At 58.6% G+C, this 20,638-nt stretch carries 22 protein-coding genes; 18 read left to right on the top strand and 4 right to left on the bottom strand.

What is annotated here, in order from left to right; all coding sequences use genetic code 11:
- Positions 1-35: 35 nt before the first annotated feature.
- The gene (locus P4L78_RS12065; RefSeq protein WP_283150191.1) at positions 36-1,421 is read right to left on the bottom strand and encodes a NarK family nitrate/nitrite MFS transporter; all 1,386 of its coding nucleotides are present in this window, start codon (positions 1,419-1,421) and stop codon (positions 36-38) included.
- Positions 1,422-1,672: 251 nt separating this feature from the next.
- Between P4L78_RS12065 and P4L78_RS12070 the strand changes: the two genes are divergently transcribed.
- The 7 genes from P4L78_RS12070 (at position 1,673) to P4L78_RS12100 (ending at position 6,538) form a co-directional block, all read left to right on the top strand.
- On the top strand, positions 1,673-2,281 hold the full coding sequence (locus P4L78_RS12070) for a hypothetical protein (protein ID WP_309328301.1): 609 nt from the start codon (positions 1,673-1,675) through the stop codon (positions 2,279-2,281).
- A 388-nt stretch (positions 2,282-2,669) separates the two neighbouring features.
- Complete coding sequence (locus P4L78_RS12075) at positions 2,670-3,053, top strand: VOC family protein (RefSeq protein ID WP_283150193.1); 384 nt, start codon at positions 2,670-2,672, stop codon at positions 3,051-3,053.
- A gap of 13 nt (positions 3,054-3,066) precedes the next feature.
- A complete protein-coding gene (locus P4L78_RS12080; RefSeq protein WP_283150194.1) occupies positions 3,067-3,762 on the top strand; it encodes a YafY family protein in 696 nt (231 codons plus the stop codon).
- 110 nt (positions 3,763-3,872) lie between these two features.
- The gene (locus P4L78_RS12085) at positions 3,873-4,046 is read left to right on the top strand and encodes a hypothetical protein (RefSeq protein ID WP_283150195.1); all 174 of its coding nucleotides are present in this window, start codon (positions 3,873-3,875) and stop codon (positions 4,044-4,046) included.
- On the top strand, positions 4,047-4,763 hold the full coding sequence (locus tag P4L78_RS12090; RefSeq protein WP_283150196.1) for a metal ABC transporter ATP-binding protein: 717 nt from the start codon (positions 4,047-4,049) through the stop codon (positions 4,761-4,763).
- Positions 4,760-5,629 (top strand): metal ABC transporter permease, encoded by an 870-nt coding sequence (locus tag P4L78_RS12095; RefSeq protein WP_309328304.1) that lies wholly within the window; start codon positions 4,760-4,762, stop codon positions 5,627-5,629. Before P4L78_RS12090 ends, P4L78_RS12095 begins: the two co-directional genes overlap by 4 nt.
- Before the next feature lie 21 nt (positions 5,630-5,650).
- Entirely contained in the window at positions 5,651-6,538 is an 888-nt protein-coding gene (locus P4L78_RS12100) for a metal ABC transporter substrate-binding protein (RefSeq protein WP_309328305.1), read from the top strand.
- 22 nt (positions 6,539-6,560) lie between these two features.
- Here the strand turns inward: P4L78_RS12100 and P4L78_RS12105 are convergent, their stop codons facing one another.
- Positions 6,561-8,015, bottom strand: coding sequence for a PLP-dependent aminotransferase family protein (locus tag P4L78_RS12105; protein WP_309328307.1), 1,455 nt, complete (start codon positions 8,013-8,015; stop codon positions 6,561-6,563).
- Positions 8,016-8,107: 92 nt separating this feature from the next.
- Here P4L78_RS12105 and P4L78_RS12110 point away from each other — a divergent pair, with 92 nt between their 5' ends.
- Positions 8,108-8,836: a GNAT family protein gene (locus P4L78_RS12110; protein ID WP_309328308.1), complete on the top strand. Its 729-nt coding sequence runs from the start codon at positions 8,108-8,110 to the stop codon at positions 8,834-8,836.
- 13 nt (positions 8,837-8,849) lie between these two features.
- Here the strand turns inward: P4L78_RS12110 and P4L78_RS12115 are convergent, their stop codons facing one another.
- Complete coding sequence (locus tag P4L78_RS12115; RefSeq protein WP_309328310.1) at positions 8,850-9,293, bottom strand: YiiD C-terminal domain-containing protein; 444 nt, start codon at positions 9,291-9,293, stop codon at positions 8,850-8,852.
- Between the two features lie 2 nt (positions 9,294-9,295).
- Positions 9,296-10,744 (bottom strand): DEAD/DEAH box helicase, encoded by a 1,449-nt coding sequence (locus P4L78_RS12120; protein WP_283150202.1) that lies wholly within the window; start codon positions 10,742-10,744, stop codon positions 9,296-9,298.
- A gap of 577 nt (positions 10,745-11,321) precedes the next feature.
- Here P4L78_RS12120 and P4L78_RS12125 point away from each other — a divergent pair.
- From P4L78_RS12125 to P4L78_RS12170, 10 genes are all read left to right on the top strand, one after another.
- On the top strand, positions 11,322-11,936 hold the full coding sequence (locus P4L78_RS12125) for a hypothetical protein (protein ID WP_309328312.1): 615 nt from the start codon (positions 11,322-11,324) through the stop codon (positions 11,934-11,936).
- A gap of 152 nt (positions 11,937-12,088) precedes the next feature.
- Entirely contained in the window at positions 12,089-13,012 is a 924-nt protein-coding gene (locus tag P4L78_RS12130) for a branched-chain amino acid transaminase (protein WP_283150204.1), read from the top strand.
- 7 nt (positions 13,013-13,019) lie between these two features.
- A complete protein-coding gene (locus P4L78_RS12135; protein WP_283150205.1) occupies positions 13,020-13,226 on the top strand; it encodes a zinc-finger domain-containing protein in 207 nt (68 codons plus the stop codon).
- A 119-nt stretch (positions 13,227-13,345) separates the two neighbouring features.
- Entirely contained in the window at positions 13,346-14,368 is a 1,023-nt protein-coding gene (waaF, locus tag P4L78_RS12140; protein WP_283150206.1) for a lipopolysaccharide heptosyltransferase II, read from the top strand.
- Positions 14,369-14,519: 151 nt separating this feature from the next.
- Positions 14,520-16,058, top strand: a complete 1,539-nt coding sequence (gene flhF, locus P4L78_RS12145) for a flagellar biosynthesis protein FlhF (protein WP_309328313.1) — start codon at positions 14,520-14,522, stop codon at positions 16,056-16,058.
- Positions 16,051-16,941 carry an AAA family ATPase gene (locus P4L78_RS12150; protein WP_309328315.1) on the top strand — a complete coding sequence of 297 codons (891 nt, stop codon included), beginning with the start codon at positions 16,051-16,053 and terminating at the stop codon, positions 16,939-16,941. The genes flhF and P4L78_RS12150 overlap by 8 nt, the downstream gene beginning before the upstream one ends.
- Positions 16,942-16,961: 20 nt before the next feature.
- The gene (locus P4L78_RS12155; protein WP_309328316.1) at positions 16,962-18,071 is read left to right on the top strand and encodes an ABC transporter permease; all 1,110 of its coding nucleotides are present in this window, start codon (positions 16,962-16,964) and stop codon (positions 18,069-18,071) included.
- Positions 18,072-18,815: an ATP-binding cassette domain-containing protein gene (locus P4L78_RS12160; protein ID WP_309328317.1), complete on the top strand. Its 744-nt coding sequence runs from the start codon at positions 18,072-18,074 to the stop codon at positions 18,813-18,815. It abuts the gene before it with no gap.
- A complete protein-coding gene (locus P4L78_RS12165; protein ID WP_309328319.1) occupies positions 18,812-19,861 on the top strand; it encodes an MlaD family protein in 1,050 nt (349 codons plus the stop codon). Before P4L78_RS12160 ends, P4L78_RS12165 begins: the two co-directional genes overlap by 4 nt.
- Positions 19,858-20,481: a hypothetical protein gene (locus P4L78_RS12170; RefSeq protein ID WP_283150212.1), complete on the top strand. Its 624-nt coding sequence runs from the start codon at positions 19,858-19,860 to the stop codon at positions 20,479-20,481. The genes P4L78_RS12165 and P4L78_RS12170 overlap by 4 nt, the downstream gene beginning before the upstream one ends.
- The last annotated feature ends 157 nt before the right edge of the window (positions 20,482-20,638 follow it).

Consider the following 20,638-nt stretch of genomic DNA (forward strand, 5'->3'; position numbering starts at 1 on the left):
GGCGCTGTTTTTGTTTTGCGGTGCCTGGCCTGGTATCAGCAAGGCATGTCAGCGCCTTTACGGGCATAACGCCACCAGGTCAGCAGCACACAAGTAACGTAGAAGGCCATCAGCACATACAAGGCGGTTTCAGCTTCGCCCGTGGCTTTCATCGAAAAGCCAAACAGTTGCGGAATCAGGAAGCCACCGTATGCGCCAATAGCACTGATAAAGCCAGCGGCAGCAGCCGACTCCCGCACGCCGTCCACTTCAGCAACTTGCATGGAAGTACCCAGCTTTTTGGCTTCGCGCTGTGCGGTACTCACAAAAATGGTGGGGATCATCCGATAGGTAGAACCGTTACCAATCCCGGCCAGGATAAACAAAGCCTGGAAGGACATGAAGAAGCCCCAGAAACTACCGCCCGCGCCCTGATGCGGCAGAAAACTCAAGGCCATACCCACCGCCACAATCATCAAGGCAAACACACCCAGCGTCACTCTGGCACCGCCCACCTTGTCGGAAACCCAACCGCCCACCGGACGGATCAGCGCACCAATCAACGGTCCGATAAACACAAACGACGTGACATCGATCCCGGTGAACTGGGTTTTGGTCAGCAGCGCAAACGCAGACGAGAAACCGATAAAGCTGCCAAAGGTACCCAGATACAGCCAGCACATCAGCCAGTTATCTTTGCGACGAAAAATCACTGCTTGCTCGGCAAACGAGGCCTTGGCGCTGGACAAATCGTTCATGCCAAACCAGGCGGCAATACTGGACGCAATGATAAACGGCACCCAGACAAAACCGGCATTTTGCAGCCAGATATGGTGCTCTACACCATCTTTGACAAAGCTTTGCGGATCGCCACCAAACACGCCGAACATACCGGCGGTAATAGCCATTGGCATCACAAATTGCGCGACCGATACACCCAGATTACCCAAACCGGCATTCATGCCATTTGCATAACCTTTTTGCTTCTTCGGGAAGAAATACGCGATATTGGCCATGGAACTGGCAAAGTTGCCGCTACCCAGGCCGGTTAGCAACGCAATGATCAGCATGGTCGGGTAAGGCGTTGAAGCATCTTGCACGGCGTAACCCAGCCAGATAGCAGGGATCAGCAAAGACGCAGTGGAAATGGTCGTCCATTTACGGCCACCCAGAATCGAAGGCAGAAAGCTGTAGAAAATCCGCAGGGTGGCGCCGGACAACATGGGCAGCGCGGTCAGCAAGAACAACTGGTCTTTGGTGTACTGAAAGCCAATCAACGGCATTTTCAGCACCACGATGCTCCACATGATGGAGATCGAAAACGCCAGCAGCAAACAGGGAATGGAAATCCACAGGTTGCGTTTAGCAACTTTTTCGCCCGAGTTTTGCCAGAAAGCGGAATCTTCCGGCTCCCAGCGAGAGATGACAGCGGCAGACGCCATGATGATTTGTCCGTGAGATGAGATATGTCCCAAGGCTATATAAGTTGCCGCTGCAACTAAATTGGCCAGAAGTGCTGACTGGCCCATGCAGAAGAACCAGACTCAACCGCCAGTTGGCCAGGGCGATCTAGTCCATTTGAACTAGACAAGCCCAATCGACCAGGTAGCTCAATGCGGAACAATGGTTTAATACGAGGTTTGCCGGTCAGGCCAACTGGTCGCACCGCCTCTGCACAGGAAATCAACAAGTCATGAATAAACGTGAGTTTCTCGCCGCCGGTGCCGCCCTGATCGCCACGTTGCCCGCCAGCGCATTGGCCCGCAAAAAAGACAAACCCGCGCCAGCAGCTCCCGCCGTACCCGAGCCTGCGCTGCTGACAATTTCTGGCGCCATTACCCGCAGCAATCGCGGGCCGCTGAACCCGGCTTTTGACGTCATGCTGAAAAAACAGAACGTGCATTTTGACTCGGCATGGAGCCTGACTTACGCCGATTTGCTGAAAATGCCCGCAGTGGAAATGCACGCCACGCTGGAATATGACGGCAAGTCCCATTTGCTCAAAGGCCCGTATCTGGCCCAGTTACTTGCCACCGCTGGTGCCCCGACGCGTGATGGAGTGAAAGTGTTGCTGCGTGCGGTAGATGGCTACGCCGCAGGGATTTCACTGGGCGACCTACGCAAATATCGCTACATCGTCGCGACCCATATGGACGGCAAACCCATGCCACTGGGCGGGTTGGGACCACTGTGGGCCGTATACGCCCCCGACGCCTTCCCCGACATGACCGCCAAACCCCTGCCCGACCGCTTCGCCACCTGTCCGTGGGGGCTGTATCACGTTGAAGTGCAGAGTGGTTGATCACGCCGCAGGCAGAAACAGCCATCTGCAACAAAGTCAGACGATTTTCTCCGCAATGCCAAAGCAGTTCACCAAGTCGTCCTGACGCGACGCCGAAGCGTGCCCTTGTGGTACCCCCTTGGGGCAGACAGAAAGATTCGTACGGCAAGCTTCGGCAACAAAGTCAGATGATTTTCTCTGCAATGCCAAGGCAGTTCACAAAGCCGTCCTGACGCGACGCCGAAGCGCAGACAGTACGATTCGTACGGCAAGCTTCGGCAACAAAGTCAGGGCGGCTTTGTGAACTGCAAACAAAGAAAGACTACTGACGGGAGGGTGTCAGTAGCCCCTCTGTACATTGGCCTCACGTCATCCGACGCTACTGCCAACGTACTCAGGAGATTGCATCATGAACACCATTGCGAATCCGTTTTGCTGGACTGAAATTGCCGTCACCGACATGGAGCGTGCTGTGCTGTTTTATCAAGCCGTATTCAGAACCGTGCTGCATCGTGAAAACTTTGGCGGCTCACTCCAGGCCGTGTTTCCACACGCCGAAGATCAGCCCGGTGGCGCGCTGTTCAAGTCAGACAATTTCCTGCCAGGCCGCAGTGGCATTCGCGCCTATATGAATGTGGGCGAAGAAAAGCTGGACGACGTACTGGCCCGCATCGAACAAGCTGGCGGCAAGATGGATTTCCCGGTGGTTGATCTGGGCAAAGGCATCGGCTTTATCGCTGGCATGATCGATTCCGAAGGCAATAGCGTCGGTTTGTTTTCGACCGTGGGTTAAGGACCGCCAACAAATGCGCCGAGCCGACCGCCTGTTCCAGATCGTGCAATTTCTGCGCGGTCGGCGTCTGACCACTGCCCGCTGGCTGGCCGAGAAACTGGAAGTCTCGGACCGCACCATTTACCGCGACATTCAGGATTTGATGTCTTCCGGCGTGCCCATTGATGGCGAAGCGGGCGTCGGTTATGTGCTGCATAAAACCTTTGACCTGCCGCCACTGATGTTTGATCGCGATGAACTCGAAGCCATCACCATTGGCCTGCGCATGGTCAAGTCTTGGGCGGGCGCTGGCCTGGAGCGCGCGGCCAATAGTGCGCAATCCAAAGTGCAGTGCGCGCTGCCCAACGAGTTGCGCCAGCGCTTTGGGCGTATCGCCTTGTATTCGCCCAGCTGGACCAAACCCTTTAGTGGCGATGTATTTGATGTGGTGCGCGACGCCATCGGGCACAACTACGTCATTGCCATCGACTATCAACGCCTCGATGGTAGCGCCAGCGAAATGCGCAACGTGTGGCCGCTGGGGCTGTTTTTCTGGGGCAATAAATGGACGCTGGCCGCCTGGTGTGAGACGCGTCAGGCTTTTCGCAATTTCCGGCTGGATCGCATCAGCGAGTCCCAACTCTTGCAGCGGCATTTTGTTACCGATGCCGAACGCAGCCTGGATGGCTATCTGAAAGCGATTGGCGCGCCAGCCAATACCGACGATTAAGCCACCCGAACCCCGCCGTACCTCAATGCATGAGCCAGTGTGGCTTGCCCGGCGCAGGCGATTTCCCGCATAATGCAACATTATTGCAAAAACAGCCTGCAGCGGCGGCCATGTCTCACTCCCATTCCGATCACGCTTCACATTCCCACGCTCATTCGCACGCAACCGCCGTTGTTCGTCCGGGCTTACCGGCACGACTGTTCGCGTTTAGCGCGGCGCAACGTTTGCTGATTGCGCTGGTGCCTTTGGCGCTGGTCTGGTTCATGACCTGGTGGGCGCTGTAAATGATCCAGCTGGATGACATCACCGTTTGTTATCGCAAGCATCCCGCCGTGCATCATGTCAGCGGCACCTTTACCGCAGGCGGATTGACCGCCGTGGTCGGCCCGAATGGCGCCGGTAAAACCACGCTGCTCAAAGCCATTACACGGCTACAGCCGCTCACCACCGGCAAAATCACGGTCGATGGCGAAATCGCCTATCTGCCGCAACTGGCCGAGCTGGACCGACAGTTTCCGCTCACCGTTAGCGAACTGGTTCTGGCTGGCGCCTGGAAGCGTAAAGGTGGCCTGAAAAGCCTGAATGGCGATGAAGTAACCCGCACGCAAGCTGCGCTGGAACGCGTTGGTCTGGGTGGCTTTGGCCAACGCCCGATCTCCACTTTATCGGGTGGCCAGCTGCAACGCGCCCGCTTTGCCCGCTTGCTGGTGCAAGACACGCCCATCATTTTGCTGGATGAGCCGTTCAACAATATCGACACCCGCACGCGCGACACCTTGCTGACACTGCTGGAACACTGGCGCGATGAATCGCGCACGGTTGCGGTGGTGGTGCATGACATGACCATTGCCCACTCGCACTTTCCCGAAACCGCTTTGCTGGCCCATGAGGTGATTGCCTGGGGGCCGACAGCCACTACGCTCACCGAAGAAAACCTTGAGCGCGCCCAACAAATGACCGAATACTGGCAAAACGATGCCCCGTGGTGTGCCCAAGCATGACTTTGAATGAACTGTTTATTGCGCCGGTTAGCGACTTTGCCTTTATGCGCCGCGCACTGGCGGGCTGCGTAGCTCTGGCCACCGGCTGCGCGCCGATGGGCGTCATGCTGGTATTGCGCCGTATGAGTCTGATGGGTGATGCGCTGTCTCACGCCGTGCTCCCCGGCGCGGCCATCGGCTTTATCTTCGGTGGCTTTGCGTTGCCTTGGCTGGCGGGCGGTGGGATTGCCGCAGGTTTGCTGGTGGCGTTACTTGCCGGTTTGGCCAGCCGTTATACCAGCCTGAATGAAGACGCCAGCTTTGCCGGGTTTTATCTGGTGTCGCTGGCCGTTGGCGTGGTGCTGGTATCCAAATGGGGCAGCAATGTCGATCTGATCCACTTGCTATTCGGCTCGGTGCTGGCAATTGATGACCCGGCGTTGTATCTGCTGGCGACCATCACCAGCATCACCCTGATCTGGCTGGCAGTGAACTACCGTGGGGTGATTCTGGAATGCGTTGATCCCGGTTATCTGGCTGTCACCGGCGGGCGCGGCAGTCGTTATCACCTCGGTCTGATGGTGCTGACGGTGCTCAATCTGGTTGCCGGTTTTCAGGCGATGGGTACGTTGATGGCAGTCGGCATGATGATGCTGCCCGCCACTATTGCCCGCCTGTGGGCCGATACGCTGGCCGGACTGCTGTTGTCGGCCTGGTTGTCCGGCTTGGCCGCTAGCGTTATCGGGCTGCTGCTGTCGTACCACCTGAACCTGCCTTCCGGCCCGGCCATCGTGCTGGTGGCCGGCATCATCTATCTGGTATCGCTGTGGCTGGCCCCACATGGCTGGCTGGGCCGCCGCGCCAGCAAAACTCATTTGCAACATTAAGCTCCAAGGATCATCCCGCCCATGCCACGTCTGATTCGCTGGCTCTCGCTAGCATTCCTGTGTTTTTCCGGTCTGGCTCAGGCCGCCACCCCGTTGCCGGTAGCAGCCAGCTTCAGCATCTTGGGTGATCTGGTGCAGCAAGTCGGCGGCGAGCGCGTTTCGGTATTCCGCCTGGTCGGGCCAGATGAAGATGCCCACGTATTCCAGCCAACACCGGCCGATATCGCCCGCATTTCACGCACCCGTTTGTTCTTTGTGAACGGGCTGGGGCTGGAAGGCTGGCTGACCCGCTTGCAACAAGCCGCCAATTACCAGGGCACCGTGGTTACCGTCAATCAGGCTGGCAATACGCTGGTGATGGATGAAGACGGCAAACGTGTCACTGACCCGCATGCCTGGCAAGACCCTGCGCGCACCAAAGCCATGGTCGGCGTCATCAATGCGGCGCTGTGCAAAGCGGACGCTGCAGGTTGCGGCTATTACCAGCAGCGCACCACGGCTTACCAGAAACAGTTGGACGATTTGGCCAGCTGGGCGACCAGCGAGTTCAACAAAGTGCCACCGCAAAAACGCGTCATTCTGACTTCGCATGATGCATTTGGGTATCTGGGCGCTCGCTTTGGCATCAAGATTCTGGCACCGCAAGGGGTTTCCACCGATGCCGAGCCCAGCGCCAAAGATGTGGGTAAGCTGATTAACCAGATCAAGCAAAGTGGCATTCATGCGGTGTTTATGGAAAACATCAGCAATCCGAAAATGGTGCAGCAGATTGCTGCCGAAACCGGTAGCAAACCGGGCGACAAGCTGTTTTCGGATGCGTTATCCAAAGATGGTGTGGCCGATACCTATCTAAAAATGTACCGGCACAATGTGACCACGCTGGTCGCGGGTATGGCGCAAAACCGCTGACACCGCGCGGCCATCAACCAGTTCAGCGTTTGGTCGCGCCACGGATAACACGGCTCAAGCGCCCAGCCGCATCCCGAATCTCTTCGTGGTTCAGCCCTGCATAGCCCAGCAGCCAGCCCTCTCGCGTAATCGGCCCCAGATGGGCGTAATGCAAATCACGCAACGCCAAACCGCTGCGGCGGGCGGCAGCGGTCAGCGGCGCCTCCTGCCCCGGCTGCACCAGTCCGGCAAACTGCAAACCGCTGGCAAATCCGGTCGGCTGAAGTAGTTCGCCCAGCGGCGCCAACGCTTGCAGCATACAGTCGCGGCGGCTGCGGTACAGCAAACGCATGCGCCGCAAATGCGCGCTGAAATGCCCCTGGCTGATAAATGCCGCCGTCACCGCTTGCTGTAACTGGCTGCTATGACCGTCGCAAGCGCGGCGGCCCGCAATCAGCGCGGGCATCACCGGCTCGGGCGCGACCACATAAGCTAGGCGCAATCCCGGAAACAACACTTTGCTGAAGGTGCCTACGTACAAGACGCAACCAGCGTCATCCAGCCCTTGCATGGCAGGCAGCGGTTTATGGTCGTACTGGTATTCGCCGTCGTAATCGTCCTCCACAACCCACGCGCGCTGCGCTTGCGCCGTGCTCAGCAAATCCATGCGTCGCGCCAGCGACATACGCATTCCCAGCGGATATTGATGCGAAGGCGTGACGTAGATCATCCGGGGTTTGGGCAGAGTGCAACTGCCATCCGGCTCGCGCCAGAGCAGCCCTTCCTCATCCAGCCCCACCGGCTGCAATATCGCTCCGGCGGCCTGAAAGGCGGCGCGGGCACCGTGGTAACCGGGGTCTTCAACCCAAGCCACGTCGCCCGGATCGAGCAAAGTGGTCGCCAGCAATTGCAGCGCCTGTTGCGAGCTGGAAAGAATCAGCACTTGCCCCGGATGACAGCGCACCCCGCGTGATTGCGCCAGATACGCCGCTATGGCCTGGCGTAACGGCAGATAACCTTGCGCATCACCGTAATCCATCAGCGCATCACTTTCCGGCCCGCGCACAATGCGCGATTGCAAGCTCAGCCACAGCTCGCGCGGAAACACGCGCAGATCAGGCAAGCCAGCGCTGAAATCTCGTTGATCCGGCACGTCAAAACGCAGCCGCGTTGCCAATTGCGTCGCCAACCCGCGTTGCGACGGCCCGGCAATCGCCTGCCCCGCCACCGGTTTGGCCGGAAAGCGCGTCAACACATCAATGGCGACGAATGTCCCCGCGCCCACCCGCCGCTGCACATAACCTTCGGCTTCCAGCCGCACATACGCCGCTTCGACCGTAACCCGAGCCACGCCCAGTTCGGCCGCCAGCACCCGTGAAGCGGGCAAGCGCTGGCCCCGCACGTACAGACCTTTGAGGATATGTTCGCGCAACTGGCTGCAAACCTGGTCCTGCAGGCTGGGCGCATTGATGTCGGCGGGTATCAAGGAAAAATGCATTGGCCTTATCTTGGCAATGAAATTGGCATTAAATGGCAGGCCATTCTCGCTTTAAACTGCCCCTGATACCACCCCGCCTCAGGAAAAAAACAATGCAGACATGGAGCAATGAACTCGGCCAACCTTTGGGTAAACCCTTGCCGGATTGGCAAAATCCACCTTTCCCGATTGCTACCACGCTGGAAGGCTACGGTTGCCGGATGGAACCGCTTGATGTGGCAAAACACAGCAACGCGTTGTGGGAAGCTTTTTCGGAAGATATCGAAGGCCGTGTCTGGACTTATTTGAGTGTCGGGCCATTTGCCAACAAGGCCGGGCATGACGGCTGGTTACGTACGCTGGCAAGCAAGTCTGACCCGCAACCGTATGCCATTGTCGATGCCGCAACCGGCTTGGCTGCGGGTATCGCCACCTATCTACGCATTGCGCCAGAAACGGCGAGTATCGAGGTTGGCTGGCTGACTTTCTCGCCGCGCATGCAAAAGACCAAACTGGCGACCGCGGCGATGTTCTTGCTGATGCGCAACGCCTTCAAGCTTGGCTATCGCCGCTATGAATGGAAGTGTAATTCGCTGAACGCACCGTCCCATCGCGCAGCGGAGCGTTTGGGTTTTACGTTTGAGGGGATTTTTCGCCAGGCCGCCATCAATAAAGGACGCAGTCGCGACACCACCTGGTTATCGATTATTGATAGCGAATGGCCGTTACTGGAGGTGGCATTTGAACAATGGCTGCAGGCGGATAATTTTGATGCGGCTGGCCGTCAGCGCAGCAGCCTGTCGGCGTTGACCAGCGCGGCGCTGGCCCAGCGGGCGACATAACAGGCTTGGCCAGTTACAACCGCACCGCCACATAAACGCCGACAAAACGCGCAGCCAGCATCTTGCTGGCTGTGTGCACTTCTACGGTCATAGACAGCCGCCCTTTGCCACGGCGCCGGTACATGCGCTGGAAGGCAGCCAGTTGCTGTTCATCAACCGGCAGCACATGGGCAGAAAAATCGCCGGGGATCGGCAACAGGAAGTCAGTAGCACCAGACTGGATCACCACATCGGCGCCCTCGCCCGCGGCTACATTCACCACCATCCAGCCAGCTATCGTCGCCAACGTCGAGATACTGCCACCAAAAGCGGTGGCGTGATCGTTGCGGTTGGGTTCGTATGGTACCGCGAGCGACCAATCATCCACATCGCCCATGACGTGCACTTGCATCGCTGCCAAAACAGGAAAGCCGTCACGAAGACGGCTATTCCAGTAGTCAGCAAATGCGACCGTCACACTCAGGACCCGGACGAATTGACCGGATAACGCGGTGGCAGGAACAAAGCGGCAATCTGCTTGGGGCGATTGTGCGCAATCAGCGGCGCATCTGGCATTTCGTTAACGGTGCGGGCGCTGCCACCCAAAGCCGGGACAACTGCAACGGCGTTGGCACGCACTGGCGCCATGCGCGGCGGTGTGGCTACGGCGTTACTGCGGGCTTCGCGATTGCCACCACGTTCACGCCCGTCGCGGGATTCACGCCCTTCACGATTGTCGCGGGTACGTTGCGGCGGGCTGGCGGGTGCTGCGGGCTCCATATGAGTACCCGGCGAAAAGCCTGGCACTGGCGTGAGCTGGAAAGTCTTCTTGATCAGCTTCTGGATGCCGAGGAAAGCCTTTTCTTCGCCCGGATCAACCAGCGAAATGGCAATGCCCTTGGCACCAGCACGACCGGTACGACCGATACGGTGCACGTAGTCTTCCGGGTTGCCTGGCAATTCAAAGTTAACCACGTACGGCAGTTCGGAAATATCCAGACCACGCGCGGCAACGTCAGTCGCAACCATCACCTTGATACGGTTTTCCTTGAACGCGGCCAACGCTTCCATCCGCGCTTTCTGGTCGCGATCACCGTGGACAGCCTCAACTTCAAACCCTTCGCGCTTGAGATCACGGGCGAGTACATCAGCACCTTGTTTGGTGCGGGTGAACACAATGACCTGCTGCATGTCTTGCGTGCGGATCAAATGCGCCAGCAAAGCTTTTTTGCGATGGGTTTCGCAAGGATGCAGGATTTGTTCAACGTTTTCGTTGGTGGCGTTCTGGCGAGCCACTTCAACTGTCACTGGTTCGTGCAGGAAGTCGGCCACCAGCTTTTTGATTTCGGGCGAGAAAGTCGCGGAGAACAGCAGCGTCTGCTTGCGGTTGGTCAGCAAATCCATGATGCGGCGGATATCGGGGATAAAACCCATATCCAGCATGCGATCGGCTTCGTCCAGCACCAGAATCTCGACTTGCGACAAATTCACGGTTTTTTGCTGCACGTGATCGAGCAAGCGGCCTGGCGTGGCGACCAGCACTTCGACACCGGCACGCAGCGCAGGAATCTGGCCATTGATGTCGACACCGCCATACACCACGTGGCTACGCAGAGCTTGATGCTTGCCGTAGGTTTTGACCGATTCATAAACCTGATCGGCCAGTTCGCGGGTTGGAGTCAGGATCAGCGCACGCACCTGATGGCGAGCCGGAGAAACACTGGTGTTGGCGTAAGGCGCGAGGCGAGTGAGGATGGGCAGGGTAAACGCGGCGGTTTTGCCGGTGCCAGTCTGGGCTGCGCCCAATACATCCTTGCCTTCCAGCACCACTGGGATCGCCTGAGCCTGGATCGGGGTTGGGCTCTCATAGCCTTGTTCTTCAACAGCTTTGAGTACTGCGGGCGCCAGCCCCAGCGTTGCAAATGTCATCCTGCGCTTACTCCAACGAGCTTCATTCATTGATTCAGAGAACCGGAGCGAGGTATCGGAAACCTCCGGATAATCAACGAGTTTATCACGAAAACAGCTAACTTTATGTGCTTTTGCCGTGACGGGCCTGTCAGGCGTTACCTGACCGGGACTACAAGGGTGAGTGCAAGCCCGCTGTGCGTGAGGTGGCAGCGCTTGCCATGCTTGCCCCCGCGCACGCATGGTTTAGAGCGGAACAATCAACCATACGATGATTGACACAATGTAAACAGTTACGCCAAATCATGAAAATATGACACATACATTGACGAAGCGAATCCGGATAATGTGCAACATCGTAGTTGAGTAATGCAGTTCTCCAATTCTCCGTTTGGCCTGTTCTAACCAACTCGAGCTTCTTCTTGTTAGCGCCCCCGCCAGCAGGATGACTCAGTAGAACGTGAAAGCCCTGGCCCGCTTTGCAACCGCTCCGGAATGCAAAGTGGGCCATTTTTTTGCCTGGACCATTGGCTTGATGATACGTACATTGAGTATGATAGGTAAGAATATCTAACAACAAGACCCCAGAGCCCGCTTGATGAATGTGCAATTGCTGGTTAATCCCGACGTTGAAACGCTGCGTTCGTGGCAACGCGGCACCACTCTTGAAGTGCCCGCACTGGGCCAAAGTTTCATGCTGACCAATGACTGGGAAAGCGCCCGCAATGGCGACCAGCCCGGCACGTACCGCGTCGGCGAAGCCTGGTTATCGCGTGACACCCAGTATCTGCCGCGCCTTAACTTCAAAGTGGCCGAGCCCATTGCCACACCGGTTCGCCGCACTAGTCCGCCCGGATTTATCAGCGGCGTGTATTGGCACTCGGCCAAAGAAGCCATTCAGGTGCGCCGCGATGGCTTTCGTGCCTTCCCCCCTGCCCGGCGCAAGCAAACCATGAGCATTGCCGAGCCCGGCAAGATCACCATCCATACCCGGCACCCGCGCACGCTGGAGGCGATCAACCGCCTGGCAGAACGCATTGGTTTAAGTGAACAAGCGCTTTTGCTGGATGCGCTTTACGCCGGGCTGGGCCAGATTGCGTCCAGCCGGCTGGATACCGCCAAAGCGGAGGCTTTTCTCAAGGCATTCAGCGTGACTCAGGTCGTTGATAAAGCGGTAGATGAAACCGGCCAGGATTTGTTCGCCCGGCTGTAACCGGCGCTGACGATTGATCCGGGCAGTAATTGCCCGCCAAACCTTGTTGCACCGCACGTCGCAGCCCGTACAGATACGGGTGGAGGTAGTCCGGCGTGTTCGGTTACAATTGCAGACTTTCCTAATTCACCGATCAGGCAGGAGAAACACCCATGTCGATGGCTGACCGCGATGGCGTCATCTGGTACGACGGCAAACTGGTTCCGTGGCGCGACGCGACCACGCACGTGCTGACCCACACGCTGCATTACGGCCTGGGCGTTTTCGAGGGCGTGCGCGCTTACGAAACACCAAGCGGCCCGGCTATCTTCCGCCTGCAGGATCACACCGATCGCCTGTTCCGCTCCGCCCACATCTTGGGCATGAAGCTGCCGTACACCAAAGAACAACTGAACGCTGCCCAACTGGCCGTGGTGAAAGAAAACGGTCTGCAATCGTGCTATCTGCGCCCGATGGCGTTTTATGGCGCGGGCAAGCTGGGTGTGGCTCCGCCTCTAGATGACGTGCACGTAATCGTCGCTGCCTGGCCGTGGGGCGCGTACCTGGGTACTGATGGCCTGGAAAAAGGCATCCGTGTGAAGACTTCGAGCTTCACCCGCCACCATGTCAATATCACCATGTGTAAAGCCAAGGCTAACGGCAATTACATGAACTCGATCCTCGCCAACACCGAAGCCACCCGCGACGGTTACGACGAAGCACTGCTGCTGGATGCCGAAGGCTACGTGGCAGAAGGCTCGGGCGAGAACGTGTTCATTGTGCGTCGTGGCAAGCTGTACACGCCTGATCTGACCAGTGCGCTGGAAGGCATCACCCGCGACACCATCGTGCAACTGGCTGAAGAACACGGCATTCAGGTCATCGAAAAACGCATTACCCGCGACGAAGTCTATAGTGCGGATGAAGCGTTCTTCACCGGTACTGCCGCCGAAGTCACGCCGATTCGCGAACTTGATGGCCGCACCATTGGGGAAGGCCGTCGTGGTCCGGTTACCGAACTGCTGCAATCCCGTTACTTTGCCAGCGTGAAGGGCCAGGAAGGCTCCCGCGCTGAGTGGCTGACCCCTGTCAAGTGAGCGAAGCATGAGTCAACTGAAAGAAAATACCCTGCGTGAGATCGAAGTCGGTGCCAGCGATTTGCCGCTGCACTGCCCGATGCCGGATATGGTGAGCTGGAACGCCCATCCGCGGGTGTTTTTGCCGATTGAAAAAACCGGTGAAGCACTGTGCCCGTACTGTGGCACCCGCTATCGTCTGAAAGCTGGCGAAGTGCTCAAGGGTCATCACTGAACCTTGCGGTGAGTCTTGGATAGAACGGCGCATCGCGCCGTTTTGTCTTTTCGGGTAGCGGCTTTTCAAGCAGCCGCTTTCCTCTTCGTTTTAAGTAGCGCCCACTCTTGCGACACTGCATGAAAAAAATACTGATCGTGGCCCCAGCCTGGGTTGGCGACGCCATCATGGCTCAGCCGCTGTACCGCCGTCTGGCCGAGCGCCATCCTGGCGTGCAGATTGACGTGCTCGCGCCACCGTGGACGCGCCCGGTTCATGCGCGCATGCCCGAGATCAGCGAAACCATCGACAACCCGTTTGGTCATGGCTCGTTGCGGCTGGCGCAGCGCATCAAACTGGGAAGGCAACTCAAGCAACGTGGCTACGATCAAGTCATTGTGCTGCCCAACTCGCTCAAATCGGCGCTGATTCCGTGGTTTGCCGGTATTCCGGTGCGCACTGGCTGGGTAGGTGAAGCGCGTTTCATCCTGATGAATGACACCCGCACGCTCAATCCGCTGGCTCTACCGCAAATGGTGGAGCGTTTTGCCGCACTGGCTGATGACGCGGGCAAACCATTGCAACGCCCGGTGCCGCATCCGCGCCTGAAGATCGATGAAGCCTCGCGCACGGCTGCGTTGAACAAACTGGGCCTGACTGCAGATCGCCCCATCATCGCCTGTTGCCCTGGCGCCGAATATGGCCCTGCCAAACGCTGGCCGGCCAATCACTTTGCCGCACTGGCTCGTCAACGCATGGCGCAAGGCGACCAGGTCTGGCTGTTTGGCTCCAATAAGGATGATGAAATTGCCAGCGAGATTGCCGCGCTGGCACCCGGCGCGGTCAATCTGTGTGGCAAAACCAGCCTGGCGGAAGCGATTGACCTGATGTCGTTGGCACAAGTGGTGGTCGCCAATGATTCGGGCTTGATGCATGTCGCGGCCGGGCTGGATCGCCCGCTGGTAGCCATTTATGGATCCAGCTCACCCGAATTCACGCCGCCGCTATCCAACCGGGCTGAGATCGTCACGCTGGATCTGGAATGCAGCCCCTGTTTTGAGCGCGTTTGCCCGCTTGGTCACATGAATTGCCTTAATCAGCTGGAAGCCAGTCGCGCCAATCGTGCCATCGAAAAACTGCTTTTGCTGGGCGCGCATACCTGAGCGCCCATGCCCACAAATACGCTGGTCGCGGCCAGGCGGCAGCTCAGGCCGTACCGGTTGGACACAGTTACCACTGCGACTTGGCTGAATACCGCTACGCCCCCATAATGGTCAGCATTCTCAAGTCACTTTAAAAAGAACTGCCACTGCGATGGTCGTCAAAAAATTCTACGGCGCCACCACCCGAGATGCGCTTCGGCAAGTTCGGGACGAACTTGGCCCCGACGCTCTGATTTTGTCCAACCGCCAGGTTTCCGGTGGCGGGGTCGAGATCATGGCTGTTGCCGACTCGGACGTCGCTACCCTTACTGGTGTAAAAACCGGCGGTGCATCGCGCACGCCGTCCCGGGCTAATGGCGCACGCCTGCTGCGTTCCATTCACGACGATACCCCTGCAACACCGACCGGTCGGGCGCTGGAACGCTCTTATGCCATCCCCGACGAAGAACACGAAGACAGCGAACCTTCGCTGGCTGATCTGGCTCCCACGCCACAAAGCAACGCCCCGATTCCGACACCGGTGCCTACCCCTGCTGCGCCAACCACTTACGCCAGCCTGCTGGACGAACCACTGCCCCGGCAGACCGCGCCAGTGCAACCCGCGCCCGCAGTAACGCCGTCGCTTGGTTTGAAGTCGACACCGCCGCGCCGCGAAGAACCACTGCGCACTGCGACCAATTTCCGTTACGAAGACGCCAACGCCAGCCAGCCATCGCCGCCGAATAAAGAGGCCATGGAAGACATCGCGCGCGAAATCCGCTTGTTGCGCGGGCTGATGGAAAGCCAGATCGCTGGCATGGCCTGGGGCGAGTTGTCGCGCCATGCGCCAGAAAAACTCGAAGTATTACGTCAGTTGCTGGCCGGCGGTTTCTCGCCTGCCTTGAGCCGCCAGCTGATCGAAAAAATGCCGGATATCGGCATCGAACAAGGCTTGCGCTGGATTAAAGCCGCGCTGGTGCACAACCTGCCAGCCAGCTCCGATGATTTGATCGAACGCGGCGGCACATTTGCCCTGATCGGGCCGACTGGCGTGGGCAAGACCACCACTGTCGCCAAACTGGCCGCTCGCTGCGCGCTGCTGCATGGGCCGGACTCGGTTGCGCTGCTGACCACCGATAGCTACCGGATCGGCGCGCAAGATCAACTGCGCATTTATGGCCGCATCATTGGCATTCCGGTACATGACGTCAAAGACCAGACTGATCTTGAACTGACACTGGCCGATTTGTCTGACCGCCATCTGGTGTTGATCGATACCGTGGGTATGGGTCAGCGGGACCAGCGCATTGGCGAACAATTGGCGCTGTTCGGCCAGGATCGGGTTTCGACCATCCTGCTGCTGGCGGCCAACGCGGCGCCAGCCACGCTGGATGACGTTGCCCGCCGCTACAAAAATCCAACATTGGCAGGCTGCATTCTGACCAAGCTGGACGAAACCATGAGCCAGGGCGGTTGTCTGGATGTGGCCATTCGCCACCGGCTGCAATTGCAGTTCGTCACCAATGGGCAGCGCGTGCCGGAAGACCTGCACCGCGCCAATGTTGAATACCTCATTGACCGCTCGTTCCGCGGCGCGGCCGACAACCCGGTATTCCAGCTGCGGCAGGACGAATACCCGCTGTATATGAGCTCGCAAACCGGGGCAACTGAAGTTCCGCTTGATCTGAATGTGAGAAACCGCCGTGGCTAATGGCTGGCTGGATCAAGCGGCCGGCTTGCGGGCTTTGCTTAGCCCGACACCGTGCCGCAGCATCAGCCTCAATGGCGGCCGCGGTGGCAGTGGCGCTACCACCTTGGCGATCAACCTCGCCGCCGCCTTGGCCGAGCGTCAGCGTGAAGTGTTGCTGCTGGATGAGTTTGAAGGGCAGTCCAACTCTTTGCATCGCTTGCGACTGGCGCAGGCTTATCACTTTGAGTCCGTTCTGCGTCGCGAAATCTCACTGGCCGACGCGGTGGTGCAAACCGATGCCGGTTTCGCCATCCTGCCGGTCTCTGCCCGCGCCACCATGCTGGCGGGCTTGAACGAGCGCGAACTCTCCTGGCTGGCGCAAGAGTTTGAAACGCTCACGGCAGAAGTCGACTTCCTGCTGCTCGATACCCGCCCGACCACCCTGTCTGGTGTTCCAAATCTGTCTTTGGCCGCTGACGACGTGCTGATCATCGTCTCGCAAAACGCCGAGTCGATCACCGACGCGTACGCCACGATCAAGGTGCTGTACACCGAATACGCCCGGCGCGAATTCCGCATTCTGGTCAACCGTGTTGCCAGCCTGGAAGACGCCAGCCTGCTGTTCGACCGCATTCGCAGCGTTGCCACGCAATATCTGGGTGCGGAAATTCGTCTGCGCCTGATTGGTTATGTGCCGGAAGATGACAAACTCAAACGCGCCATGCGCCTGGGCCGCACGGTGATCGAGGCTTTTCCTGAAGCGGAAGCCAGCCATGCTTTCCGGCAACTGGCCGATGCCATGCTGCGCTGGAAGCGCCCGAATCAGTCGCAAGAAACGCCGGGACACTTTGTTTACCGGCTCGTGGAATCCAGCCGGATTCTCACCGACCGCTTGCAGAACTGACCCAGGTTTTCGCCGCACTCATGCCAGATACCTCGCCGCCGACGCTGTCCACGCTTGCTGAACTGCGCCACGATGATCTTGGCGAGTTTCTCTATCTGGCCGGTCGGCTGGACTCCAATGGCAGTGCCGCGGTCTGGCCCGCCACCCGTACCTTTGCTCGCAAAGACTTGCGGATCAACGCCGCTGCAGTGGATTACTGCGATGGCGCCGGTCTGGCTCTGTTGTATGAGCTAATCCAGAGCGGCGGCGTGGTTGAAGGTTTGCCGCAACGCTATACCGCGCTACTCAATGAGCTCGATCCCCAGACACCACTCAAGGTGGAAGCTCCGGCAACGCGGCCCGGCTTTCTGATTCGCTTGGGTAGCAAAGCCGCCGATGTCTGGCGCGGTGTTTACGATCTGCTCGCCTTTACCGGCGAACTGACTGAAGCGTGGCTGGTATTGCTACGTCGCCCGAGTATTTTGCGCTGGGGCGACATGATCGAGCAGTGCGTCAAAGCTGGCGTCAACGCTTTGCCCATCGTGTTGTTGGTGGCGTTTTTGTTGGGTGTCATTCTGGCCTTCCAGTCTGCTGTGCCCATGCGCCAGTTTGGCGCGGAATTATTCGTCGCCAATCTGGTCGGTCTGGCTTTGGTACGCGAACTGGCGCCTCTGATGACTGCCGTTCTGCTGGCCGGGCGCACTGGCGCTGCCTTTGCGGCAGAACTGGGCACCATGAAAGTGAATGAAGAAATCAATGCGCTGGTCACGCTGGGACTGGAACCCGTGCGTTTTCTGGTGCTGCCACGCATTCTGGCCGTTACGCTGATGGCGCCGTTGCTCACGGTGCTGGCCGAGGTAGTTGGTATTTTCGGTGCCGGGCTGGTGTTGTTGAGCTTCAATATCCCGCTCACTACCTCCGCCGCCCAAGTCATGGATTCGGTCGGGTTTTCCGATTACATCGGCGGTTTGGCCAAGGCCACCGTCTACGGTTTTGGTATTGCGGTGATCGGCTGTCGGCGTGGCTTGAACACGGGTGCCGGAGCCAGCGCGGTTGGCGCCAGCACCACGCAGGCGGTGGTTAGCGCAATTGTCATGCTGGTGGTGTCCGATGGCTTGTTTGCTGTCGCCTTCTACTACCTGGGGTGGTAGATGGACATCATCAAGGTTGAGAACCTCACCTGCGCCTATGGCCGCAATATCGTACTCAAGGACGTCAACCTGACTGTACAGGAAGGTGAAATCCTGACCATTCTGGGCGGCTCCGGGTGTGGCAAATCCACGCTTCTTAAACACATGATCGGGCTGGAAACACCGCGCCGCGGCCACGTGCTGATCAAGGGCGAAAACCTCACCCTGGCCGATGGCGATGAGCGGCGGCGCATTCTGTCGCAGTTTGGCGTGGCGTATCAATCGGGCGCCTTGTTTGGCTCCATGACGGTGCTTGAAAACGTCATGTTGCCACTGGAGTCCTACACCCAGCTGGACGCCGCCGCGCGTGATCTGGTGGCGCGTCTCAAGCTGCGTCAGGTGGGGCTCGAACAATTTGCCGACTACCTGCCCTCGGCGCTTTCCGGCGGCATGCAAAAACGCGCAGCCATTGCCCGGGCACTGGCGCTGGACCCGGCCATTCTGTTTCTGGATGAGCCGTCCGCCGGGCTGGACCCGATCACCTCTGCCGAGCTGGACGCCCTGATCAAACGACTTGCGCAGGTGCTGGGGCTAACCTTTGTGGTGGTCACACACGAACTCGCCAGCATCTTTGCGATTGCCGATCGGGCCATCATGCTGGATAAACAGAACAAGGGCATCATTGCCGAAGGCACGCCCACCGATTTACGCGACCATCACCCGGACCCACGCGTAACCCGGTTCTTCAGACGCGGAGCAACATGACGCATAGCAAGCATTACTTTCGGCTGGGATTATTTGTGGTGATCGCCGTGATCACCGCAGCGCTGCTGTTCATCGCGTTTGGTGCGGGCCGCTGGCTGGGCAAAAGCGTCACCATGGAAACGTATTTCGATGAATCGGTCCAAGGTCTGGATGTCGGTTCCAAGGTGCGCTATCGCGGCGTAACCGTGGGCGAAGTCAGCAAAATTTCATTTACCTACACCAAATATCAGCTGGATTCCCCGCCGTCCGAGCGGCTGCAATATGTGCTGGTCGAAACGCGTTTGCGCCCCGAACTGTTTGGCGGCAAAACCATGCAATTGCCCAGCCAGGAGACGCTGCAGCGCGAGATAGACCGCGGTTTGCGGGTGCGGATTACACCGCAGGGGCTGACTGGCACCAGTTATCTGGAAATCGACTACTTCAACCCGTACAGCAACCGGCCGCTCGCGATTTCCTGGGCGCCGCTCGATTTGTATATCCCGTCTGCCCATAGTGCCGTTTCACAGTTGATGAGTGCCACCCAAGACATCATCACCCGCATGCAAAAGCTGGATGTAGAAACCACCGTGACCCGCTTGAATCACCTGCTGGCCACTACCGACGACAAATTGGGGCAGATTCCCATGGCCAGCATCGCCAAATCGCTCGATAGCGTTGCCGGCAAGCTGGACAAACTCCCGCTGGACCAATTGGTGAGCGATGCTCGGGCGATGCTCAACGAGGTGCATGCCACCAGTGCGCAGCTGCATGCCATGCTGGACGCGCCTGGCATGGCCAGTGCGCCGGCCAATCTGGCTGTCAGCAGCGCAAAACTGCGTGAGTTGCTCGAAAGCCCGCAGCTGAGTGACTCGCTCAAACATCTGGATCAAACCATGTCGCGGCTGGATCAGCTTACCGCCGGGCACGAAGGCGAACTGGGAGAAACCTTGATGAACCTGCACTCGGCCAGCGATGATTTGCGCCGCCTGACTGATCGCGCCAACAGCAATCCAGGCAGTCTGCTGTTTGGCAGCACGCCTACCCCTTACCCGTTGCCCGCCCAATGACCCGCGCCCCGCTCCGCCTCGCCGCCCCGCTACTCGCCGCCGTTGTGCTGCTGGCCGCTTGCTCCAGCACGCCACCGCAAGAATCCCGCTATCAGCTCGATACGCCGTACCCGGCAGCCGCCGCACCCAGCGCGCCGCGCTTTAACGACACGCTCAAGGTCATGTTGCCCAATGCGCCTGGCGAGCTAGGCGGCAGCCGCTTCATTTACCGCGAAACCGACCAGCGTTATACGCGTGACCCGTATCGCGGTTACACCTCACCGTTGCCGTTTTTGCTGGCCGACCGGATTACCGACTGGATAGGCCGCTCTGGTTTATTCAGCCATGTCATTCCATCGCGTTCACCGTGGCCGTCGCGCTATGTTCTGGAAAGCGACGTCGATGCGCTGTACGTCGATCTGCGCCCAGGTCAGCCGCGCACTGCACACGTCCAGTTGGGCTTTCGGGTCCGCGATACCACGGACAACCGTTTTGTGTACGACGGGCAGATCTCGGCGAGCGCTCCGCTAGCCGAACCGGTTAGCGGAGACAGCATCGCCACTGCGCAAGCGCAGGCGCTCACACAAGCCTTGAGCCAACTCGAAACCGCACTACGCAGTGCTCCGGTTTCCGCGCAATAAACGAACCAATGAACGCTCTCGCCGTCGTATTGGCGGCGAGACGCGCCAACCGGCAAGGTTGGCAGGTATGGCCAGAACATGCCGTTTCAACCGCTCGCGAGTATGCGCCGCCATTGTCCAGTCATCATTGCCGCACATGCTTCACGTACTTTTCTTA

Source organism: Silvimonas sp. (genome assembly GCF_031291215.1).
GTDB classification, from domain to species: domain Bacteria; phylum Pseudomonadota; class Gammaproteobacteria; order Burkholderiales; family Chitinibacteraceae; genus Silvimonas; species Silvimonas soli.